Source organism: Oceanispirochaeta sp. M1, from assembly GCF_003346715.1.
Taxonomy (GTDB): Bacteria; Spirochaetota; Spirochaetia; order DSM-2461; family DSM-2461; genus Oceanispirochaeta.
Genome location: NZ_QQPQ01000019.1, coordinates 30,047 through 49,475, shown reverse-complemented (window position 1 = coordinate 49,475; position 19,429 = coordinate 30,047). Strand labels below are relative to the sequence as shown.

Genomic DNA, 19,429 nt, shown 5'->3' with positions numbered 1-19,429 from the left:
AGGACTCCCTTTACTTACGAGCTGTAAATCCGGCGAAAAGTTCTTCGTCAGTAGGCTGTCGACTGGGGATTTCACGTATAACCCAGGTATTATTCATATAGTGCTTAAGCTCGATGTTCTCAGAAACACTGTTTCCACCCCAGGTTCCGCAGCCCAGAGAGCTTGTGAAAGGCATTCCACTGGTCCAACTTCCCGTATTGGTGGCCCCCTGTGCCTGGTTGACAACAACTCTGGTGGTATAAGTTTCCAGCGCATATTTATCAATATTTTCAGGAGTTTTTGAGTAAATACCCACAGAGTGCCCGGCACCTGAATAGGCATGGTTCTCATTGGAGATACGGATAACTTCATCAATATCACTGCTTTTGTAAATAGTGGATACCAGGCTCATCTTTTCACCTGAGAAAGGTGTTGCTTCACCTGTTTTTTCTTCTTCCACCAGAAGGAAGCTTGTACCTTCGGGAACCTCAATACCTGCGATTTTAACTATGTTTTCAATAGGGGATGCAACAATATCACGGTTTAATACATGATCCGCAGGCCAGTTGGGCCAGATGGCTTTCTGAACTTTAGCCTTCTCTGCGGTATTCAGCATATGGGCACCTACTTTTTTAAACTCATCCAACATGGCGTCATATACAGTTTCATCAATGATAATGCTGTTATCACAGGAACAGCCTGCGGCGGTATCAAAAGTTTTGCTTGCCTTTATTTTAACAGCTGCATCAGCCAGGTCGGCTGTCTTATCTATGTGAATCATGGAGTTTCCGGCTCCCACACCATAGGCTGGAGTTCCGGAACTGTATGCGGCATGTACCATGGGCTGTCCGCCTGTGGCCATAACCAGATCACACTGAGACATCAATTCATTGGTAAGGGGAATGGAAGGCTCTTCAATAGGGATAAAGAGGTCTTCGGGAGCATCATACTTCTTCATTACATCTCGTATGAGCTGAACTGTTTTGGCACATGTGCGTTTACCACGGGGATGTGGTGAGAAGATTACGGCATCACGGGCTTTCACAGCAAAAATAGCCTGAATAAGAGGATGCATTTCAGACTGAGTACTGGGAACCAGAGATCCGATAACTCCTGCTGGTTTAGAAATTCGGACAAGTCCTTTTCCTTTTATCTCTTCGCAGATACCTACGGTTTTGACATCTTTTACATCAAAATATACACCCCTGCATTTTGCAGTGACTTTTATATACTTGGACTGGACATCTCCGAGACGGCATTCATCATATGAAAACTCAGCAAGTTCCTGCACCAGCTTATCGTTTGCAACAATCTCCCAGGTAATAGCCGCAGCCAGCTCATCCACCTTCTCCTGAGAGAAGCCTTCAGCGATTTTCTGTGCCTTACGGGCTCTGTTCATCAATTCTCTTATATATTCTACCGGCTTGTTTCGATCTTGACTCATTGTATCCTCCAAAATGCACCTAAGCATACGTTTGCTCTTACTTAATGATAGTTTAACCCTTTCCATCGGAACTGTAAAGTTTCGATTGTGTTTCGATTGATGTTTTTTTGATTTTGTTTTAATGTAGAGATAATTAAGTTTACAGAGGTAAAAACCATGGCAGAGATTCAAATTGAAGAGATAAAAGCTCTATTAAGCAAAACAGGGAAAGTATATGTCAATGAACTAAGTGAAAAGTTCAATGTCAGTAAAGTATCAGTGAGGAAGTATCTGGCTAAACTGGAAAACCAGGGATTTGCCACTAGATTTTACGGAGGAGCGTCTCTTGCTCAATCTGCCAGAACTGATGATCCCGTGGAGAGTCTGTATAAAGATCCTCTTCTTAAAGCCCTGGCTCTAAAAGCACGGGAACAGATTGCTGACGGAGATTCAATTTTTGTCGGATCAGGCAGGACTTGCTGTATCCTCGCCAGAGAATTAGCCGGGATTCAGAACCTTACAGTTGTCACAAATAATATAACGGCCCTTCCGGATCTGATAAAAAATACAAGCCGCGTGTTTTTAATAGGAGGAGAAGTGACGAGTACTGACAGCAAAACACTCTTCTCCAGCTGGGAATCTCCCAAACTCATGCTGGAAAATATATATGTTAATAAGGCCTTTACAAGTACATCCGGACTGGACCTGAAAGCCGGACTGACTGTAGATTCAATAATAAGTACTTATATTTTCAAGCATATCCCCACCATGGCTCAGCGCTGGTACCTGATTGCCGATTACAATAAGTTTGATAAAATATCGATTTACTCTGTTGCCGACCTGAACAAGATAGATACTCTTATATGCGACACATTTCCCAGTCAGTACATTGATAGTTTTAAAGAGAATAATATAAATATACTAACTGTAAAGTAGAGCAGATGGGCCTTAATAGATATTTTTTAAGGCCTGGTATCATTGGCAAGATAATTATCTGAGGGCTCCGAATCTCTGACAATACTCTCAAGATACTTAAACAGAAATGAATCAGAATCCTGAAAAAGACTTTCCAGATCAACTCCCTCCAGCTCACTGGTATTCTTCTCTTCTGTTCCGGCAAAAAAGTTCAGATTCAGGATTCCGGCAATTCTGGACATTTCAGAAATCTCTGAAGGTTCATATCCAGCTTCTGCTAAAGATCTACTCGTCATATCATGGGAGAATCCATTGAAAAAATCTGCAGAGTATTGACCGAAATCAAGTAAATTATTATCTGTGATCCCCTTCTCTCCAGCCCATCCTGCAACATCAACATTGTCAGCCTCATAGATCCAGTTCTTATCACTGAACTCCAGAATTCCATAGTTATGAGGAAACACAGAAAATGCACCGGTCGCTATATCATAAATTTTGCCGCGTCCCCTAAGCTCTTCGATAATATCCTGTATATGTATATGGCCTGACAGAACTGCCTCAATCTGAAGGGAAGTGAACATGTCTATCAATGAATCATTGTCCAGGATGGTAAATCCGCGGCTTACCATTATGTTATGTTCAATCAAACTGTGATGCATGGCAACGAAGAGTTTTTTATTATCTTTCTTTGCAGTCTCAGCCTTTTCTCTGATCCAGGATCTCGTCGAATCCTCTAAAGCTCCTAAAGGATCTGAATATCCATTACTGAGGTTATTCTTATATAGATTTGTATCAAGCATCAAAAATTGGATACCTGGAATCGGTTCTATAAGGTAGCTCAGAGTACTTTTATCATAAGAGAGTGCTGCGGAATAGCCGAAATCCTTATATATGGATCTGAATTGCTCGGGAGATACCGTTTTATCTCCAGGAGAACACGATTGATAATAAACTGCTTTGCAGATAGTCCCGCTACATTTCGACTCGCCTGATTAACTGTCTTCCTGGATAGATTCATCATACAGGAGTAATCTTCCACACTCTTTGTCCTGGAATAATTCTCTTCAACAAGCTGCCTGAAAAATTTGAAATTCTCATAATCCTTTGACTGGAAGATCTTCTCCTCCATAGAGAGCTGAGATTTCAAGGCAAGAATAAAACTTTCAAATAGTGAGGCAATCAATTCAATATTGAACTTCTCAGTGATGCAGTTATATTCTTTATGTAAAAGGTTGATGAGGGTCCTGTTTGTGCTGTCAGCAGAGCTATCAAAAGAGAGAACACCGGAAGCCTTATCTGCAAAATCCAGAAAGACTTCTCCGTTGAACCCTTTTATCCTGTAAAAAAAGGGCTCATTGATATGAACAATATAGCCCTTCACCCCATCCGCAATCTCAAAACGGTGAATCTGATTTTTTTGAATAAATACGATATCTCCTTTTTTATAGGGAAAACGGATCAAGTCAACAAAATGAAATCCATGACCTTCTGTTATGTAAAGAATGGCCCAGAAATTCATGCGCACATCCTTCTGCAGTAATGCATGAGGCCTTGTAGCAAAAAAACGCTGAAGATCTAATATTTCAAAGTCTGAGTCTCTTTCTGAATTCCTGTAATCAATTCTATTAATCATGTCAGTCATGTAGGCGTCATTGTACCATAAGCCTGCAATCTGCTCTTCAACCTCCTGCACTACTTCCTTCAGATTCATCTCTTTCTACCTGTTTACAAAGCGTTAGAGAGCTCAATGGCATTAACGGGACAGTTCACAATACATGTACCGCAGTCATCACAGCGTTGGGATATGACTCTATAGGGAGATCCCTCCTCTATAGCCTTGAAAGTACAGTTTTTGAAGCAGGCACCGCATTCAATGCAGCTCTCAGTAATAGTCGGTCCTACTTTGTTAAAGGGCATACCGCCGAATTCAAATCTGGTTCTCAACAGCTTGTGATCCCTGGTTTTACAGCCGAAATCATAATCAAAAACCTCACCCTTGGCCTTATAGATTACGAAATTGCCTTCCTTCATCATGGGATAATGTTCCATATCATATACGGCAAGTTCCATAGCCTTATTGGTTTCAGCTTTCTCACGGACAGCTGCTTCATCAAGATATTTGATTTCACCGACTAAACGGACAAAGTATCCGGGAGGAAACTCGGGAACTCCGTCTTCATTGTGCCCGAGAACTCTTGCATCATCGATACCGCAGACTGTTATTTTTTTTCCGTCTTTGAGCTGTCTGCCAAAAGGTTTATTCCCCATGGTTCTGAAATAAATCCCCTCCTCATCATAACCATTAAAATGCATAATTCTTGAGTGAACTTCATCACCCAGAATTGTAGATGCGGTCAAAACACCTGTAGCTTCAAATTTTTCATAAATCTCTTTTATCGTCATTTCATGCTCCTCTCATTTTCTAAAAAGTTTTGTAATTTTTCTGTTTGGGGATTATCAAGGATTCCAACTTCGCCCTGCTCTGCAATGCTCCCTTCATCCATAAAAAGGACATACTCGGCAAACTGTCTGACAAAATTTATCTCGTGGGTCACAAATATGAATTTGGTTCCCCGGTCCTTCAGGTCCAGAACGGTATCAAGGACTTCCTTTGTCAGTATGGGATCAAGAGAAGCGGTAGGTTCATCCAGGAAAACCAGTTCCGGATCTGTTGAAAGAGCCCTGGCAATGGATGCTCTCTGAGCCTGTCCGCCTGAAACAAAGCGGGGCTTCTTATTTACTTCATCTTCCAGATGAAGCTGTGTTAAAAGAGCCAATGCTGTAAACCGGGCCTCATCTGCCTGCATATGACGGGTCTTCTCCAGTATGAGTGTAATATTCTGAAGCAGAGTAAGATGAGGAAACAGGTTATGCTGCTGAAAAACCATCCCTATATGACTCTGATACTCTTTCAGTTTCTCAGGTCTCACTTCATATCCGTTTACAACAAGATCACCCGAATCAGCTTCTTCAATTCCCGTCATCAGCCTCAGGAGAGTCGATTTACCACAACCGCTTTTACCGATAACGGCAAGGGTATTGTAATCATTCAGTTCAAGGTCAATATTATCCAGTACCTGTTTATCATAACTTTTGGAAACACCATTCAAATTTATATTCATAATTAAACCTTTAGTATATTTCCTGTCTGGACAAGTATTTAGCCAGCATGGAAAGGGGAATAGTGATAAGCAGATACACCATCCACAATACAAAATATCCTTCGATATAACGGTAGCTGTTATTGGATAAAACCTGTGTTGTATAAAAAATATCTGCAATAGCTATGGTACTCAAAATTGACGTTCCCTTGATAATAGCGGAGAGGTTATTGATCAATCCCGGAATAAGGGGCCGTATCATCTGAGGCAGGATGATATATCGATATTTCTGATACAGATTAAATCCATAAAAATCCATCACCATAAACTGATTCCGGCTTATGGACTTGTAAGCTCCGTCGAATATATTGGTCATATAAGGACTCATATAAAGGGTCAGAGCAAGAAACCCAAGCATCATCTTATTATGTATGCCAAGGGCTACTCCGATTATATAGACCACTACAAAAACAAGCACAAGAAGGGGTGTCCCCATAATAATCTCCTTATATATTCCGGCAGTTGTTTTTAGAAAAACATTAACTGACTCGGTCATAAGAAAAATCAGGAATCCAAGAATCATACTGCTTACAAGAGATGCAAGACTGAGGCCGAGTGTAAGAAGTGCCCCCTTAAGAAGCCTGCTTCGGCTTTCAAACAATGTTGAAAAATCCAGGACATCTGCAAGCTGTGTGATGATAAACAGAAATAGTGCAACATAAAGCATCACTGCCAGTGCGATTTGAACCAGTTTCGGTACTTTCATCCTATTCAGTCCAGGCTGAGATAATAATCAAGGGTAATATTATGATCAAAGAGTTTCTTTCCGATTTCCGCATCCCAATCTTTTCGGAGCCGGTCATTCAAGCCGCTTGATTCCATCTGACTGATAAACTTATTAACCTTATGAAGAAGCTCTGTATTACCCTCTTTCACTGCCATAGCAGTAGAAGCTGATTCAATGGATTTTTTATACATGATTGTTGATTCTTTATTCGTGTCATGCATACCGTAAAGAGTATAAGCACCGACAAGAATATCTGCCCCGCCAGTTGCGATCTCACGCTCTGCCACCGCATCTGTTGTAACACTTTGAACTTCAAATCCATAGGATTGGGGAATAGAGACGGCAACTGAACCGGTGATACCTATAAATTGTGCCTCTTTATAGCTGAAGAATGTTTCAACTTCCATGAAATCATCCACCCCATGGGCATCTGCATATTCCTTATTTACTAAGGCTACAATCCTGTCAAAAAGATAGGGATCAGAAAAATCTACAGTTTTTTCCCTCTCCTCTGAAACAGACATAGAGCCGATGATGATATCGATTTCTTCACTCTGCAGTGCAGGAATAAGCATGGAAAACGACGTATTGACGATTTCAACATCCTTTTCCAGGAACTCTCCCAGAGCCCGTGCAATATCTATTTCCACGCCTGAAGGCTCAGCTTTGGAATCCATCCCGGTAAAGGGGAAGAATCTCAGATCCATCCCTACTCTCAATGTATTTTCAGACTTCTCACTGCAGCCTGCCAGCAACAGTAGGGATACAGCAATCAGTACAGCTGTCATTTTTTTCATCTTATGCACCTCCATATTCTTTTTCCAAGAATGCCTGCATAAGTTAACAGCCGGATGTATTTCATCGAATATAAAAATGATTTCTTTTCTTGTAAAAATGAAACCTTATTGAAAATTGTAAATGTCATGAATCTCTATTATTGAATACATCAAAGGATTAAACGAAAAGGCTCGCGGCGGTGGAGATTGTGTAACAACAAAAGGTGCTTCATGGGATATGTTTGAGATCGTCTTTTTCCAGTATTACCCGGACTTTTTCTGCCAGTGCACTCTTGGAAAAGGGTTTGCTGAGAAAGAAAAGTCCTTCATCAAGAATACCTTGTTCTGCAATGATATCGGCTGTGTATCCTGATATAAAGAGACATTTAATACGGGGATGGATCTTCTGAACTGCGTGAAATACTTCCCTTCCGTTCAGGTCAGGCAAGATAACATCGGAAATAAGTAAATCAATGTCCCCTTCCCGCTCACTTTGTTGAATGGCTTCCAGTGAATTAGAGAAAGACATCACCTGGTATCCTAATGACTCAAGCTGAGTTTTTAAGAGCCTTTGAATTGCTTCTTCATCTTCTACAAGCAGTATTTTTTCTTTACCCTTATAAGACCGTCTATGGGCTTCAGGTATTTCTTCACCCTTATCCTTGCCGATATACCTGGGAAAATACAATTTAAAAGTACTGCCTCTTCCAATCTCGCTGTAAACATTGATAAAACCCTGATGCTGCTTCACTATGCCGTACACCGTTGCCAATCCGAGGCCGGTCCCTTTTCCAACTTGCTTTGTTGTATAAAAAGGCTCAAAGATGTGTTCCTGATCACTCCGGGACATACCGCTTCCGGTATCACTTACCGATATCATTACATAATCACCCGGAGTAATACCTTCATGGGAACTGCAATACTCAGCATCAAATATAATATTCTCCGTTGTGATAGAAATTCTCCCATTACTGGTAATTGCGTCCCCGGCATTAACACAGAGATTTGCCAGGATTTGATCAATCTGAGCCGAATCTGCTTTAACCTTCCACAAATTGTTCACAGGAAACCATTCCAGACTGATATTTTCCCCAATCAGCCGTCTGAGTAATTTCAGAATATCATCCACAGCATTGTTTAAATTAATAACCTTAAGTGAGATTGTTTGCTGACGGGCAAAAGCAAGAAGTTGTCCTGTAAGTTTTCCAGAACGCTCGGCAGCATTTTTTATTGATTTCATGTTTTCAATCAGTGGATCTCTCTCAGGAAGATCACTCATTACCATTTCGGAAACACCAAGGATCACGGTAATCATATTATTAAAATCATGGGCCACACCACCGGCAAGGCGTCCGATTGATTCCATTTTTTGGGCCTGTATGAGTTGTTTTTGAAGACTGGTTCGAAGAGATATGTCCCGGCCTATGCCTATTACGCCCATGAAATTGCCCGTATTATCATACATGGGTGATTTTATAGTTTCACTGAGTTCCTGATGACCGTCAGATTTAAAGGTCAGGTTAGTTTCAAATACAGACAGCTTTTCACTCTCAATGACTTGACGATCCTGTTCATTAAAAATTTCGGCTGTTTCTTTATCTATCAGTTCATCATCTGTTTTTCCGATTATTTGTAATTCTTTCAATCCAAATAAATCTTCGACCCTTTTATTGATTGAGATATATTTTCCATTAATATCTTTAACCCAGACAAGATCGGGCAGGGTTTGAAACAGAAATCTTAAAAAATCTTCTCTATGCACTGCATCTTCTTTAGCTTTCTGCAGCTCCAGCTCATCACACTTCTGTTTTCTCAATATTCTTGACATGGCTGTTCCAAATCCAAGACAGAAAAGAATAAAGACAATCCGTGTAAATAAATTAGATTCAGGAATATCACGGACAAAGTAATCAATAAATGAGCGCTGATCATTTACTATGAATGTGTAGTAAAAACTGTCAAGAATCCAATAAAGGCACCCTATAAGTAACGACAAACTTGCGACGTAACGGGTTCTTTTTTGATCAACCAGGGGTTCCAGCCTGAAAAAGAATCTTACCGGGTTGATATTCAAAAGGACCTCGGCAATCAGCAATAGAATGAAAGCTATGGAAGCCTGCTTTACAGCAACAAATATCGAAAACTCCAAGGGAATTGAATTAACCGAATTAATAGCCCAGGACCAGGGAGGAGGATTCATAGAGATGGCCCATCTACTTGCAGTTAATATGATCAGAGAACTCAATACCCTGAAAGGAATTTCCATAAGATACAGATTTAACTTCCATGAATAACTATCAGTTTTATTCCTTAAATCAGATAAAAATCCATGCCATAGTATCCAGAGAGTAAAAGGCGGTACGGCAAAAAAGACCGCATATCCGTTTGAAGGTCCCCATAACCACCACATGCTTTGACATCCCCCGGCAAGTGCCGAGAACAGACCGTATTTCCATCCCCAGCTCAATGTTATCAACAGGGGAAAAATCAGTCCGAACAAGATAGCTATGGTGAATTCACCAAATTGAAAAATAATTGTATGGAAATTAGAGTAAAAACCAAATAGACCGAAAATCAGAGAGATAGATATTTTGTAGAATAAAGTTCTTTTTTCTGCGGTCACCCAGTCCTCTGTGATTAACTATAAACATTAATATTAATGATAACAAGGAAAGTCATCAATTACTGAAATATAGAATGCTAATGTACACAAGCTTCCTGAGTCAGAATGAGCAGCGAAAATAAACTTACGATTTAATTTCAAAAATGTCAAAACGAACCTTGCTGCAGCCGGAGAGAAGGGAACTGACAGTTGAATTACTGTCAGATACCTTATACTGATTTAAAGGAGAACTGAAATGGAACAGAACTTAGAATTAAACAAGCAGAATGCCATAGCTTTTTATCGGACTGCATATATGGGACAAGCTGCTGAAGCCGTTGAGAAATATGTAGGGGCTGAATATATTCAGCACAATCCTTTAGTCAAAAATGGTAAGGATGGCTTTATCAAATACTTCGAAAAGATGTCAAAAGAGTATCCTGAAAAGGATATTGAGTTTGTGAGAGCCCTGTCAGAGGGGAATCTGGTTGCTCTTCATACCCATCAGACCTGGCCGGGAAATGATGAATATGTCACCATGGATTTCTTCCGCTTTGATGAAAATGGAAAAATTGTAGAGCATTGGGACTCAATGCAGCAGATCCCGGAAGAAACGGAATGCGGCAATACCATGTATTAGAGGAGAATTACATCAATTCAATTAAAGATTTGTAAACTTCCGCCATTGGACCACACCGCTTTTTTTCAGCAATACTGTAGAAAAATAAGATATATTTTCCCGCCTGACACTGGAAAGATCGTAAAAGATCTTCTCATCTGCTTTACCGCAGTTAGAGATCAGGACTGCTTTATCCAATAAGCCTTTTTCGCGTAGAACTGATATCAATTCATCCAGATTTCTAGAAATTTTCATAAATACAATATTCTCTGCTGAATCAACTTCAGCACTGATATCACTGTCCTTATGGAGGGGAACAACTTTCATACGTTCGTCTCCCATCAGCAGAGGGGTATTAAGCCGGGAACAGATCGAAGCAAAAGAGGTAATACCGGGAATAGATTCCACCTCAATATCCTGATCCAAAAGCTCCATGACATACACGAAGGTGGAGAGAGTCATGGGATCGCCGATGGTTATGAAAGCAAGAGTCTTATCCTCTTCGATAATACGATTGACCACCTCAGCATATGCTTTCCGGTCCTCTTCTCGCAGCTGATCATCGTCTACAGTAGCAAAATCAACATAAACTTTTTCAATATCGTCACGCAGATAAGATTTAGCAATTTCATAGGCTGTGCTGCTGCTTTTGGTTCTGGCCCGGGGCAGGAGTACAATATCCGATTCTTTAAGTGCCTTAACAGCCTTAACAGTCAACATCTCGGGATCACCAACACCAACACCGATTCCATACAATTTTGCCACTCTACTCTCCTGCACTTTCATTCAAATTCAATACACTATAAATAATTAAGTCCGTGAATCAGACTATATAAACCATTACAAATTAACAATTATTTATTTGTGCTCTTTTTGTATTATTTTATGATTCAACTTGAAACAATTGACAAGGAGCAGAGAATAAAATCAGAATAACCCAATGGAAAGTAGAAAAAGAATCCATATCCGCTATAAAGAAGAAATACTCTCGGGAGAAATTTCTCCCCTCCTTATTAAATTAGGTTTACCTGGAGCTTTGGGTCTTTTTCTGCAAAATAGTTTCAACCTTGTAGATCGTTTATTTGTAGCTCACCTGGGGGAAGAGGAGCTCAGTGCTGTAGGAATTGCCTTTATAATCCAGAGCTTTCTCATGGCCCTGGGCGGCGGTCTAAGCTCAGGTCTTCGTTCACACAGCTCCCGTTCCGCAGGGGCCGATAAATTAGACAAGATCAGAGAAGGGGCTCATCAGGGATTTTATCTGGTTCTTCTGGCTGGAATTTTGATCCCCCTGACAGGTGTAATACTCACACCTTTTTTTTACCGAACACTAGCTGTGGGTCAGGATATATTTCTACCGGCTGTTGCCTATACAAATATTATACTATGGGGGGCATTCTTTCAGTTTTTCTTTGTCTACGGAAATAGCCTTTTAAGAGGTATAGGAGAGATGAAGATCCCATTGAAACTGCTGATCTTATCAATTGTAATAAATCTGATACTGGACCCGATCCTGATTTTCGGATGGGGTCCTGTACCACCATTGGGAGTGAGGGGAGCTGCTCTGGCAACGGTTATAGCCCGGGCAACGTCGATTATCATCCTGTTCAGAATCTTAGTAAGAGAAGGTTTCCTGACTCCTTCTTCCTTTTTCAGGGAAAAAATTGAAGTAGAAACATTCAGAAGTATTATGAAAGTAGGGTTTCCTGCTATGTTCAACCGCTCTCTCAGCTCTTTCTCACTTGGCTTCATTTACTGGCTGATTGCACCCTTCGGAGCAGGAGCTACAGCGGCCTATACTGCCTGCTTTACATTCAGACGCATTGTTTTGATTCCTTCCCACGGTTTTTCCGGAGGAGCCGTCACAATGATGGGTGTGAATAACGGTGCACAGCAATTCAAACGTACGGGGAAAGTCTACCTGACAAATATCCGGCTCACAGCGATTGTATTAATCCCGATATCCCTGTTATTGATTATATTTGCCCGTCCTCTGCTCTCACTGATGCTTAAGGGAGAGGAGAGTTTAGAACAGGGGATACTGATGCTGAGGCTCCTTGTACCTTCTTATCTGTTTATCGCCATGCGGACAAGCGCTTCGGGAGGACTGAACAGTCTGGGAGAGGGAGGCCCGGCCATGCTGGTGACCCTGGGTCATAATTTTTTCATGACCCTTCCTCTGGGGTGGTTCCTTTCCCGACACTTTGGTTTGGCAGGACTCTGTACCGGGTTGACTGGGGGATATATTCTCTCAGCTATCCTGGGAATATCTCTGTTCTTTTATTATTTAAAGAGATATGAAAGGAATAATCAGAACAGCGACTCCCCCGAACAGAGAGAGTCCTATTAAAACTATTTTATAAATTCTCTAAAAAATCTATCACCCCATCTGCCAGGAATAAGGCATCCTTTTCACAATGGACTGCACTGAAGAAAGCTGTTTCAAACTGTGAAGGAGGCAGATAGATCTTTCGGGAAAGCATATAACGATGGAAAGCAGCAAATCGATCGGTATCACAGTGTTGAGCGTCCTCTAAAGATCTGATTTCCTCTTTCCGGAAAAAGGGTGTAAATTGACCGCCAATATGGGCTATATGAAAATCCAGATCTTTCCGTTCAGCAAAAGTGTTGACCTTTTCAGCCATAAGAGAACAAAGCCTTTCCATTTCACCATAGGGGTTTTCATCTCTGAGCTTCTTTAAAGTGGTGATGCCTGCCGCCAGAGCCACAGGATTTCCACTTAGGGTTCCCGCCTGATAAACAGCCCCTTCTGGAGATAGGCAGTCAAGAATATCAGCTCTTCCACCAATAGCACCAATGGGCATGCCCCCACCGATAATCTTCCCTAGGCAGGTCAGGTCAGCCATTACCTCTACGGCATTTCCATAAGGAAAGGGACCCTGACGGAATCCGGTGATAACTTCATCAAAAATTAAAACAGTACCATGAGAGCTGCAAAGCCTTCGTAAATGCAGCAGGTAGTCCTTACCGGGGTTCACAAGTCCCATATTTCCTGCCACAGGCTCTACGATAACTGCTGCCGTTTCATCCCCCTTCTCTTTCATAAAAAGAGAAAATGCATCGGCATCCCCATAAGGCAGAACAGAAACGGAGGCCACCGTACCTGCTGTGACCCCTTCACTGCTAGCCTGTCCCTGTGTAAGCAGTCCGCTTCCAGCAGACACAAGCATGGCATCATGATGCCCGTGATAGCAGCCTGCAAACTTAACAACTCTCTCCCTGCCGGTATATCCTCTGGCCAGGCGAAGTGCTGTCATAGTGGCCTCGGTACCGGAATTAACCATGCGCACTTTATCGATACCGTCACAAAGAGAGCAAATCAGTTCAGCCATTTCCACTTCAGCAGCACAACAGCTGCCGAAACTGAGACCCCTGGATACGGCTTCCTGAACTGCCCGAACCACATCCGGATCGGCATGCCCTAAAACAAGGGGCCCCCAGGAACCGCAGAAATCCAGATATTCATCTCCCTCTTCACTGACCATCCAGGCACCATGACCGCTTTTCATATAAATTGGATCTGCTCCCACAGAAGTAAAGGCTCGGACAGGGCTGTTTACACCACCGGGAATAAAAGTTTTTGCCTTATTAAATAGATCTTTAGATGTTTGCATTTTAACTCCTTCTGTCCCGCTCAAATCAGCAGGATCGACAAACTTTTTCAGTCCTTGAATAAATCGTTATAACGGGAAGCCCAGTATGTTATAATCAAATCAGCTCCTGCCCGATTGATAGCTCCAATCGATTCTCGTACCATGTCTTTAAGGTTGCCGTATCCTTTCTCAGCAGAAGCAATAAGCATGGCATATTCTCCACTGGTATTGTAGGCCGCCAGAGGAAGAAGACTATTTTCACGGACCGTTTTTATAACATCCAGGTAGAGAAGAGCGGGTTTCACCATAAGGATATCCGCTCCCTCATCCTCATCCATCAAAGATTCCCTCAGAGCCTGCCTCGGATCGGCCCAGCTTTGCTGATACCCTTTTCTATCCCCTTTCCCGGGAGCTGACTTCTCTGCATCCCGGAAAGGGCCATAAAAAGCAGAAGCAAATTTTGTGGAATAACTCATGATGGAAATATCAGAAAAATGCTCACAATCCAGGGCTGAACGTATTGCACTGATCTGGCCATCCATCATGGCACTGGGTGCAACAATATCTGCACCGGCCCGTGCATGGGAGAGGGCAATTTTTTTCAAATGTTCAAGTGAGGCATCGTTATCCACATTGCCTTCTTTATCCAGAGGACCGCAGTGACCATGGTCTGTGTAGGCGCAGAGACAGACATCTGTCATTACCGGTAAATCAGGAAATTCCTTTTTCAGTACTGTAATTGCCTTTTGTATGGATCCCTCTTCCCGGTAGGCTTCAGAACCGCAGGCGTCTTTTTTATCATTGTCAGTCAAACCGAACAGAAGAACAGAACCAATCCCTGCCTTTGCTGCAGATTCCACTTCCCTGCATAATTTATCCGGGGAGAGGCGGTACTGTCCCTCCATGGAAGTGATCTCTTCCCGGACTCCCTCACCCTCTGAGATGAATAGAGGCCAGACAAACTTTTCCGGTCCTGGCAAAGGACTATCAAACAATCTACGAATACTTTCACTCTTTCTGAGCCGACGCATCCTCATTTGGGGATAATTAGACATATATTCTCCTTGAATTTTAGAGTTCCAGAGCCCGGTGAACACGAGCCAGAGCCAGAGCTTCAACAGCACTTTGTACAGTAGCGTCCCGGCTGATTACATAATCCTTAATTCCCCTGGAACTCAGAGACTCAGCAGTAGGTTGACCGATGACAGCGATATTGTGCCCATCCAGAGCATCAACTCCATACTGTTCAATAAATGAGAAGACCCCGGATGAACTTGTAAATACAATACTGTCAAAAGAAGGAAGTGTTCCTCCCTCTCTATTGTTATTTCTATAAAGAACCCGATCTGTCAGTTTCAGGCCAAGGCTCTTTAAATCATCCGCCAGTTTCTGTCCCCCACGATCTGAAGAAAGCTTAAGAATCCTGGCATTACCCAAATTCCGTTTCTTTACTTCCTCCAGCATTCCCTTTGCACTAAAGTTCTTCTCGGGACAAATATCGGGAAAGATACCGGCCTCTTCAAGGGGAGCAGCCGTCCGCCTGCCGCAAACCATCATAGAGGGCAATGATCGAATATCTACAGATTGTGCCTTCAATTCAGCCAGAAAGAAGCGAGCACTGGAAGGAGATGTAAGGCATATCCAGTCAAAGTCACAGACATCATCTAATTCTGCTTTTGTTGAAGTCAAAGTTATCAGTGGATGTACAAGTGGATGCCCACCAAGATCAATAACCTTTTCTCGGGCAACAGAAATAAGGGTCTCTGATGATGTAAGAAGTACACGCTCCCCTTTCAAAGCTCCCCAGCTGCCAAAAGAATCGGCCGCGGCTTCGCCGATAATGATCAATCCCGGAGATGAGGAGTCCAAAGCCTCCAGCTCCCCGGCAAGAGCTCCCAGGGTAGAACGTAGGATAAGAGGAGACTCTGAGCCTGCATCAAAAACAGCTGCTGCCGGTTCATTTACAGACCAGCCCTCACTCTGAAGTTCCTGAAGCACGGGTGCAGCGCCTTTAATAGACATAAAGAGGACAATGGGAAGAGCTACTCTTATATCCGCCCCTGCCGAAGTAGAGCCTCCACCCGCAATTCTTGGGGTCATAGCGGTAAATCCCCTGTGAGAGCCCCGTTTAGTTAAGAGCATGCCTGTACCAGTAGTGGCGGCACTCATGCTGCTGATTCCTGGAAGTACTCGATAAGGAAGACCATGGGCATCAAGGAGATCGGTCTCTTCTTTCAGCCGACCGAAGATACCCGGGTCCCCACCCTTAAGGCGGACGACCTTTTTCCCCTGGCGGGCTGCATCCAGGATCATCCGACTGATCTCTTCCTGTTGATGACTATGTAAATGGCTTCTTTTACCTGTATAAACGGCATTCTTACAATGATCTGTCAAAGACTGATCCATGAGAGCATCATAAAAACAGATATCACAATGACGGATATCATCAAGCCCCTCAACACTGCAGAGCCCGGCCCGACCGGGACCGGCACCCACGAAACGAACACTCTTTGTAAAAAGAGAACGAATAGACTCAAAGCGGGCATCTCCCTGACGGAAAGTCAGTGCCAGGTAGCCCTGCCCTTCGGGAACTGCCAGATACTGCTCATCTATATAGGCGGTAATCCTGTTTTCCCAGCCAAGTCGTTCCATCGCAGCAGCAGCAGTAACAATAACATCGAAGTCACCCCGGTCGAGTTGCTCCAGCCGTTCTTCCATTGTTCCCCGGAGAACCTTCTGCTTCAGCCCCGGATGAAAGTTCCGGCAATAGTCCCCGCGCCTCTGAGAACTGACTCCCACAGTACCTTTCAGGGGAACAGCCTTACCCAAAGGAGCCACAAGCACATCCCTTGGATCTGCACGCCAAGGCAGCCAGAACCAGTCTATCCCGTCAGGACAGTTTTCCGGCAAATCCTTTGCGCTGTGAATTGCGGCATCAAGAGTCCCGTCCAACAGAGCATTATCCAAATCACGGGTAAAAAAGTCTTCCGGACTATTATGGAGGTCCATCTGTTTGTCTCGGTCTCCTGGACTGGAAAAGCCGAGAAGTCTAAAAGATGCAGGAAAAGCGCTATCAATAGAAAGCTCTTCCTTGAGCCGAAACAATCCCTTTTCCGACTGGAGTAGAGACAGTCTACTGTTCCTGGCTCCTACACGCAAAACTATTGATGATTTTTTCATAATCTCTTCGATGCTCCTCAATCTGCTTGCTGCATTGATATTTTATTAGATCCCAATCGGCGGCTTCCCGCCTGTACCAGTGCTTTAAATCATCCAGATCTATGACATGAACTGGTCCTCTATCCAGGGCAGGATCAATGTTCCTGGGAAGAGAAAGATCAATGAGCCAGCTCTCCCTGCATTCAGAGAACTGTTTTCTCATCTCATTCTTTAAAATGAATTCAGCGCTTCCAGTAGCGCAGAAAAAAGCTTCCCCGGCCTCTAAATGATTCTCAATATTTTCCATGGAAATCATTGTGATCTGCTTTCTCTCATCTTCACTCAACTCCGGCTGTTTTTGATGATAACACCAGAGTATCTGCTTACCGAGATTATAGAATCGATCAACAAGCCCCCTGCCGATCATCCCGGTTCCGATGATAATGATCTGCCGGATACTACTGTTTTTCCGTTCAAGATACTCCACACAGAGGTCTTCCAATTCCACTTGTTTCAAAAGGGGAGAGCTTACATTTCGTAAATGCCGGGACACATGGAGAGTCGTATCAAGCCACTGTTTCATTATCAATCCACTCCAGCCAAATGAAGCAGCTGCCTGATGGGCTTGCTTAACCTGAGCGACAATATGGTTTTCTCCGGGAGTCTGGGATAGAAGACCGGAAGTCAGAGTATTAAGATGAGAATACGCATCCCAGCCCCAATAGCAGTAATACTCATTTTCTTCAAGCTTATTATAGCCCAGCCACTGCTTGATAAGAGATATAGATTCAAGACTACCCTGAGCGACAGCTATCAACTCAACCCGATTACAGGTATTAAGAATCATAAATTCATGAATCCCCCGAAGATGCAGTAGAAAGGCTGCGAAAGATTCAAGCCTCTCTGCAGCAAGATGAAATGGTTCTCTGCGATTGAGTGAGAGTTCATTATGACTTGTTCCCAGAACCAGCAAGTCTGCCTCTTCTATAGCCTTTAACTGTCGGCTCAGCTGTTCTTTTATAACCCGGGATCTTCGATGACTGCCGCCGCCTGTAGAGACTGCAACAGTCGTTGATGCACCTTTGATAACAGCAGGTGTAAGAAAATCTCCAGCTGTCCAATTTTGATCTACTGCACAGCAAAAAATACTCCGGAGACGGCAATGTTCAAGGACTTTTTCATTAACAGTTGATGATGAAGTGGCTGCATATACCAGGGTATATGCCTCTTCATCAAAAATATCCGGTTCAAACAGGCAGCGCCGAAGAGAGATGACCCCACTCTGATACAATTTAAAAACCTCATCACAGGGCTCCGGATCTACAACTGTAACAACAGCTTCTCCCGATATAAGATGTTTGATCTTAGCCAGGGCGATGTTCCCTCCGCCTACAATAAGACAGGGTTTACTCCTGACAAGAAGTGATGCCGGAACTACTGGAAGATTGATTTGTTTCATAGGATGATGAGTCTATTGTAATATAGATGATAATTATTGTATTTATTTGAGAAACAATAGGACTTTTTTCCATAAGATTCCAAGAAAACATCATACTGATTAAATGATTATGCCTCGGGTGGTGGCGACTTTTATGTGTATGAAACCCATAAACACTCAGACGGTTCATTCGACACTTTTATCGATGATATTACTGACTGCAGAATAAAGAACTTGATACTCTTGATAACTTGTTCTCAAAAGTGCTTTATCACTTCGATTTCTATCTCGTTGAATCTGTTCAAAGAATGCAGCAAATGATTCAGAGCAGGAAAATGAACACATCCCGAAAATAGAAGAACTGAGAGAATCTGAATTAGTTTTGTATAAGATAATTCAGGAGTGATAAATCCCCGACTTCATGGTTCCCAGGAAGAAGTCCCAGTTATCCATATAGTCCTGCTTGATCTTTCCGGGTTCGACCTCGGTCTTCACCTCTTTCAGGAAATCATAACGGGTCTTCAGAAGCAGCCACATAGAGAGCTCGAGAATTCTCTCCTTGCTGTAACGGAGATTGGAGATATCCGCATCACCGAAGAGTTCAAGAAAGTGTTTTTCAAATATATCCTGCACATCCATGGCGATCTTTTCATTAGCAAGGCTTGAAGTGCGGACTATAAGCTGAACAAACTCGGGATTATCTATATAGAAATCGATGGCCAGTTCAGAGACCAGTTTAAGGCGTTCCAGCAGATCCGGAGGGAGAACCTGCACTTCTGCATGAACCCTCAGATTCAGATAGTTATAGAGGCTGGTATATGTATAATCTACGATAAACTTGAAAAGCTCTTCCTTGGATGAGACATATTCATAAAGACCGCCCTTTGAGATGCCTGCCCGTTTTATGATTCCATCCATGGAGCTCGAATCATATCCATGCTCACCAAACTCTTCAATACAGGCTTTGATGACCCGCTGCTGTTTCTTCTCAGATAGATTCTCAAATGTTTCTTTCACAA

Annotated in this window: 17 protein-coding genes; 3 read left to right on the top strand and 14 right to left on the bottom strand. The window is 42.8% G+C overall.

Going from position 1 to position 19,429, the window contains the following annotated elements:
* Window positions 1-10 precede the first annotated feature (10 nt).
* Window positions 11-1,423 carry an aldehyde dehydrogenase family protein gene (locus DV872_RS14580; protein WP_114630685.1) on the bottom strand — a complete coding sequence of 471 codons (1,413 nt, stop codon included), beginning with the start codon at window positions 1,421-1,423 and terminating at the stop codon, window positions 11-13.
* 156 nt (window positions 1,424-1,579) lie between these two features.
* On the opposite strand from DV872_RS14580, the gene DV872_RS14575 reads away from it, so the two are divergent.
* Window positions 1,580-2,338: a DeoR/GlpR family DNA-binding transcription regulator gene (locus DV872_RS14575; RefSeq protein WP_114630684.1), complete on the top strand. Its 759-nt coding sequence runs from the start codon at window positions 1,580-1,582 to the stop codon at window positions 2,336-2,338.
* 26 nt (window positions 2,339-2,364) lie between these two features.
* On the opposite strand, the gene DV872_RS14570 is transcribed toward DV872_RS14575, so the two are convergent.
* The 7 genes from DV872_RS14570 to DV872_RS14540 form a co-directional block, all read right to left on the bottom strand.
* Window positions 2,365-3,117, bottom strand: a complete 753-nt coding sequence (locus tag DV872_RS14570) for a metallophosphoesterase (RefSeq protein WP_114630683.1) — start codon at window positions 3,115-3,117, stop codon at window positions 2,365-2,367.
* A 38-nt stretch (window positions 3,118-3,155) separates the two neighbouring features.
* Entirely contained in the window at window positions 3,156-4,028 is an 873-nt protein-coding gene (locus DV872_RS14565; RefSeq protein WP_114630682.1) for an AraC family ligand binding domain-containing protein, read from the bottom strand.
* 14 nt (window positions 4,029-4,042) lie between these two features.
* Window positions 4,043-4,720, bottom strand: a complete 678-nt coding sequence (locus DV872_RS26850; RefSeq protein WP_199563488.1) for a 4Fe-4S binding protein — start codon at window positions 4,718-4,720, stop codon at window positions 4,043-4,045.
* On the bottom strand, window positions 4,717-5,439 hold the full coding sequence (locus tag DV872_RS14555; protein ID WP_114630681.1) for an amino acid ABC transporter ATP-binding protein: 723 nt from the start codon (window positions 5,437-5,439) through the stop codon (window positions 4,717-4,719). The genes DV872_RS26850 and DV872_RS14555 overlap by 4 nt, the downstream gene beginning before the upstream one ends.
* A gap of 10 nt (window positions 5,440-5,449) precedes the next feature.
* Window positions 5,450-6,184 (bottom strand): amino acid ABC transporter permease, encoded by a 735-nt coding sequence (locus DV872_RS14550; RefSeq protein ID WP_114630680.1) that lies wholly within the window; start codon window positions 6,182-6,184, stop codon window positions 5,450-5,452.
* 5 nt (window positions 6,185-6,189) lie between these two features.
* Window positions 6,190-7,002, bottom strand: a complete 813-nt coding sequence (locus DV872_RS14545; RefSeq protein WP_158546984.1) for a transporter substrate-binding domain-containing protein — start codon at window positions 7,000-7,002, stop codon at window positions 6,190-6,192.
* Between the two features lie 208 nt (window positions 7,003-7,210).
* Entirely contained in the window at window positions 7,211-9,604 is a 2,394-nt protein-coding gene (locus tag DV872_RS14540) for a PAS domain-containing sensor histidine kinase (protein WP_114630678.1), read from the bottom strand.
* A 235-nt stretch (window positions 9,605-9,839) separates the two neighbouring features.
* On the opposite strand from DV872_RS14540, the gene DV872_RS14535 reads away from it, so the two are divergent.
* Entirely contained in the window at window positions 9,840-10,223 is a 384-nt protein-coding gene (locus DV872_RS14535; protein ID WP_114630677.1) for a nuclear transport factor 2 family protein, read from the top strand.
* A gap of 21 nt (window positions 10,224-10,244) precedes the next feature.
* On the opposite strand, the gene cobI is transcribed toward DV872_RS14535, so the two are convergent.
* Window positions 10,245-10,967, bottom strand: coding sequence for a precorrin-2 C(20)-methyltransferase (gene cobI / locus DV872_RS14530; protein ID WP_114630676.1), 723 nt, complete (start codon window positions 10,965-10,967; stop codon window positions 10,245-10,247).
* Between the two features lie 175 nt (window positions 10,968-11,142).
* Between cobI and DV872_RS14525 the strand changes: the two genes are divergently transcribed.
* Window positions 11,143-12,549, top strand: a complete 1,407-nt coding sequence (locus DV872_RS14525; protein WP_114630675.1) for an MATE family efflux transporter — start codon at window positions 11,143-11,145, stop codon at window positions 12,547-12,549.
* Between the two features lie 7 nt (window positions 12,550-12,556).
* On the opposite strand, the gene hemL is transcribed toward DV872_RS14525, so the two are convergent.
* From hemL to DV872_RS14500, 5 genes are all read right to left on the bottom strand, one after another.
* Window positions 12,557-13,834: a glutamate-1-semialdehyde 2,1-aminomutase gene (hemL, locus tag DV872_RS14520; RefSeq protein WP_114630674.1), complete on the bottom strand. Its 1,278-nt coding sequence runs from the start codon at window positions 13,832-13,834 to the stop codon at window positions 12,557-12,559.
* Between the two features lie 47 nt (window positions 13,835-13,881).
* Complete coding sequence (gene hemB / locus DV872_RS14515; RefSeq protein ID WP_114630673.1) at window positions 13,882-14,868, bottom strand: porphobilinogen synthase; 987 nt, start codon at window positions 14,866-14,868, stop codon at window positions 13,882-13,884.
* A gap of 16 nt (window positions 14,869-14,884) precedes the next feature.
* Entirely contained in the window at window positions 14,885-16,993 is a 2,109-nt protein-coding gene (locus DV872_RS14510) for a uroporphyrinogen-III synthase (RefSeq protein ID WP_114630672.1), read from the bottom strand.
* A complete protein-coding gene (locus DV872_RS14505) occupies window positions 16,947-18,431 on the bottom strand; it encodes an NAD(P)-dependent oxidoreductase (protein ID WP_114630671.1) in 1,485 nt (494 codons plus the stop codon). Before DV872_RS14505 ends, DV872_RS14510 begins: the two co-directional genes overlap by 47 nt.
* Before the next feature lie 375 nt (window positions 18,432-18,806).
* Complete coding sequence (locus tag DV872_RS14500) at window positions 18,807-19,427, bottom strand: TetR/AcrR family transcriptional regulator (RefSeq protein WP_158546983.1); 621 nt, start codon at window positions 19,425-19,427, stop codon at window positions 18,807-18,809.
* Between the last annotated feature and the right edge of the window lie 2 nt (window positions 19,428-19,429).

Coding starts and splice junctions, on each gene's coding strand:
- DV872_RS14580 (WP_114630685.1), bottom strand. CDS start 1,423: ATGAGTCAAGATCGAAACAAGCCGGTAGAATATATAAGAGAATTGATG.
- DV872_RS14575 (WP_114630684.1), top strand. CDS start 1,580: ATGGCAGAGATTCAAATTGAAGAGATAAAAGCTCTATTAAGCAAAACA.
- DV872_RS14570 (WP_114630683.1), bottom strand. CDS start 3,117: ATGCTTGATACAAATCTATATAAGAATAACCTCAGTAATGGATATTCA.
- DV872_RS14565 (WP_114630682.1), bottom strand. CDS start 4,028: ATGAATCTGAAGGAAGTAGTGCAGGAGGTTGAAGAGCAGATTGCAGGC.
- DV872_RS26850 (WP_199563488.1), bottom strand. CDS start 4,720: ATGACGATAAAAGAGATTTATGAAAAATTTGAAGCTACAGGTGTTTTG.
- DV872_RS14555 (WP_114630681.1), bottom strand. CDS start 5,439: ATGAATATAAATTTGAATGGTGTTTCCAAAAGTTATGATAAACAGGTA.
- DV872_RS14550 (WP_114630680.1), bottom strand. CDS start 6,184: ATGAAAGTACCGAAACTGGTTCAAATCGCACTGGCAGTGATGCTTTAT.
- DV872_RS14545 (WP_158546984.1), bottom strand. CDS start 7,002: ATGAAAAAAATGACAGCTGTACTGATTGCTGTATCCCTACTGTTGCTG.
- DV872_RS14535 (WP_114630677.1), top strand. CDS start 9,840: ATGGAACAGAACTTAGAATTAAACAAGCAGAATGCCATAGCTTTTTAT.
- DV872_RS14525 (WP_114630675.1), top strand. CDS start 11,143: ATGGAAAGTAGAAAAAGAATCCATATCCGCTATAAAGAAGAAATACTC.
- hemL (WP_114630674.1), bottom strand. CDS start 13,834: ATGCAAACATCTAAAGATCTATTTAATAAGGCAAAAACTTTTATTCCC.
- hemB (WP_114630673.1), bottom strand. CDS start 14,868: ATGTCTAATTATCCCCAAATGAGGATGCGTCGGCTCAGAAAGAGTGAA.
- DV872_RS14510 (WP_114630672.1), bottom strand. CDS start 16,993: ATGAAAAAATCATCAATAGTTTTGCGTGTAGGAGCCAGGAACAGTAGA.
- DV872_RS14505 (WP_114630671.1), bottom strand. CDS start 18,431: ATGAAACAAATCAATCTTCCAGTAGTTCCGGCATCACTTCTTGTCAGG.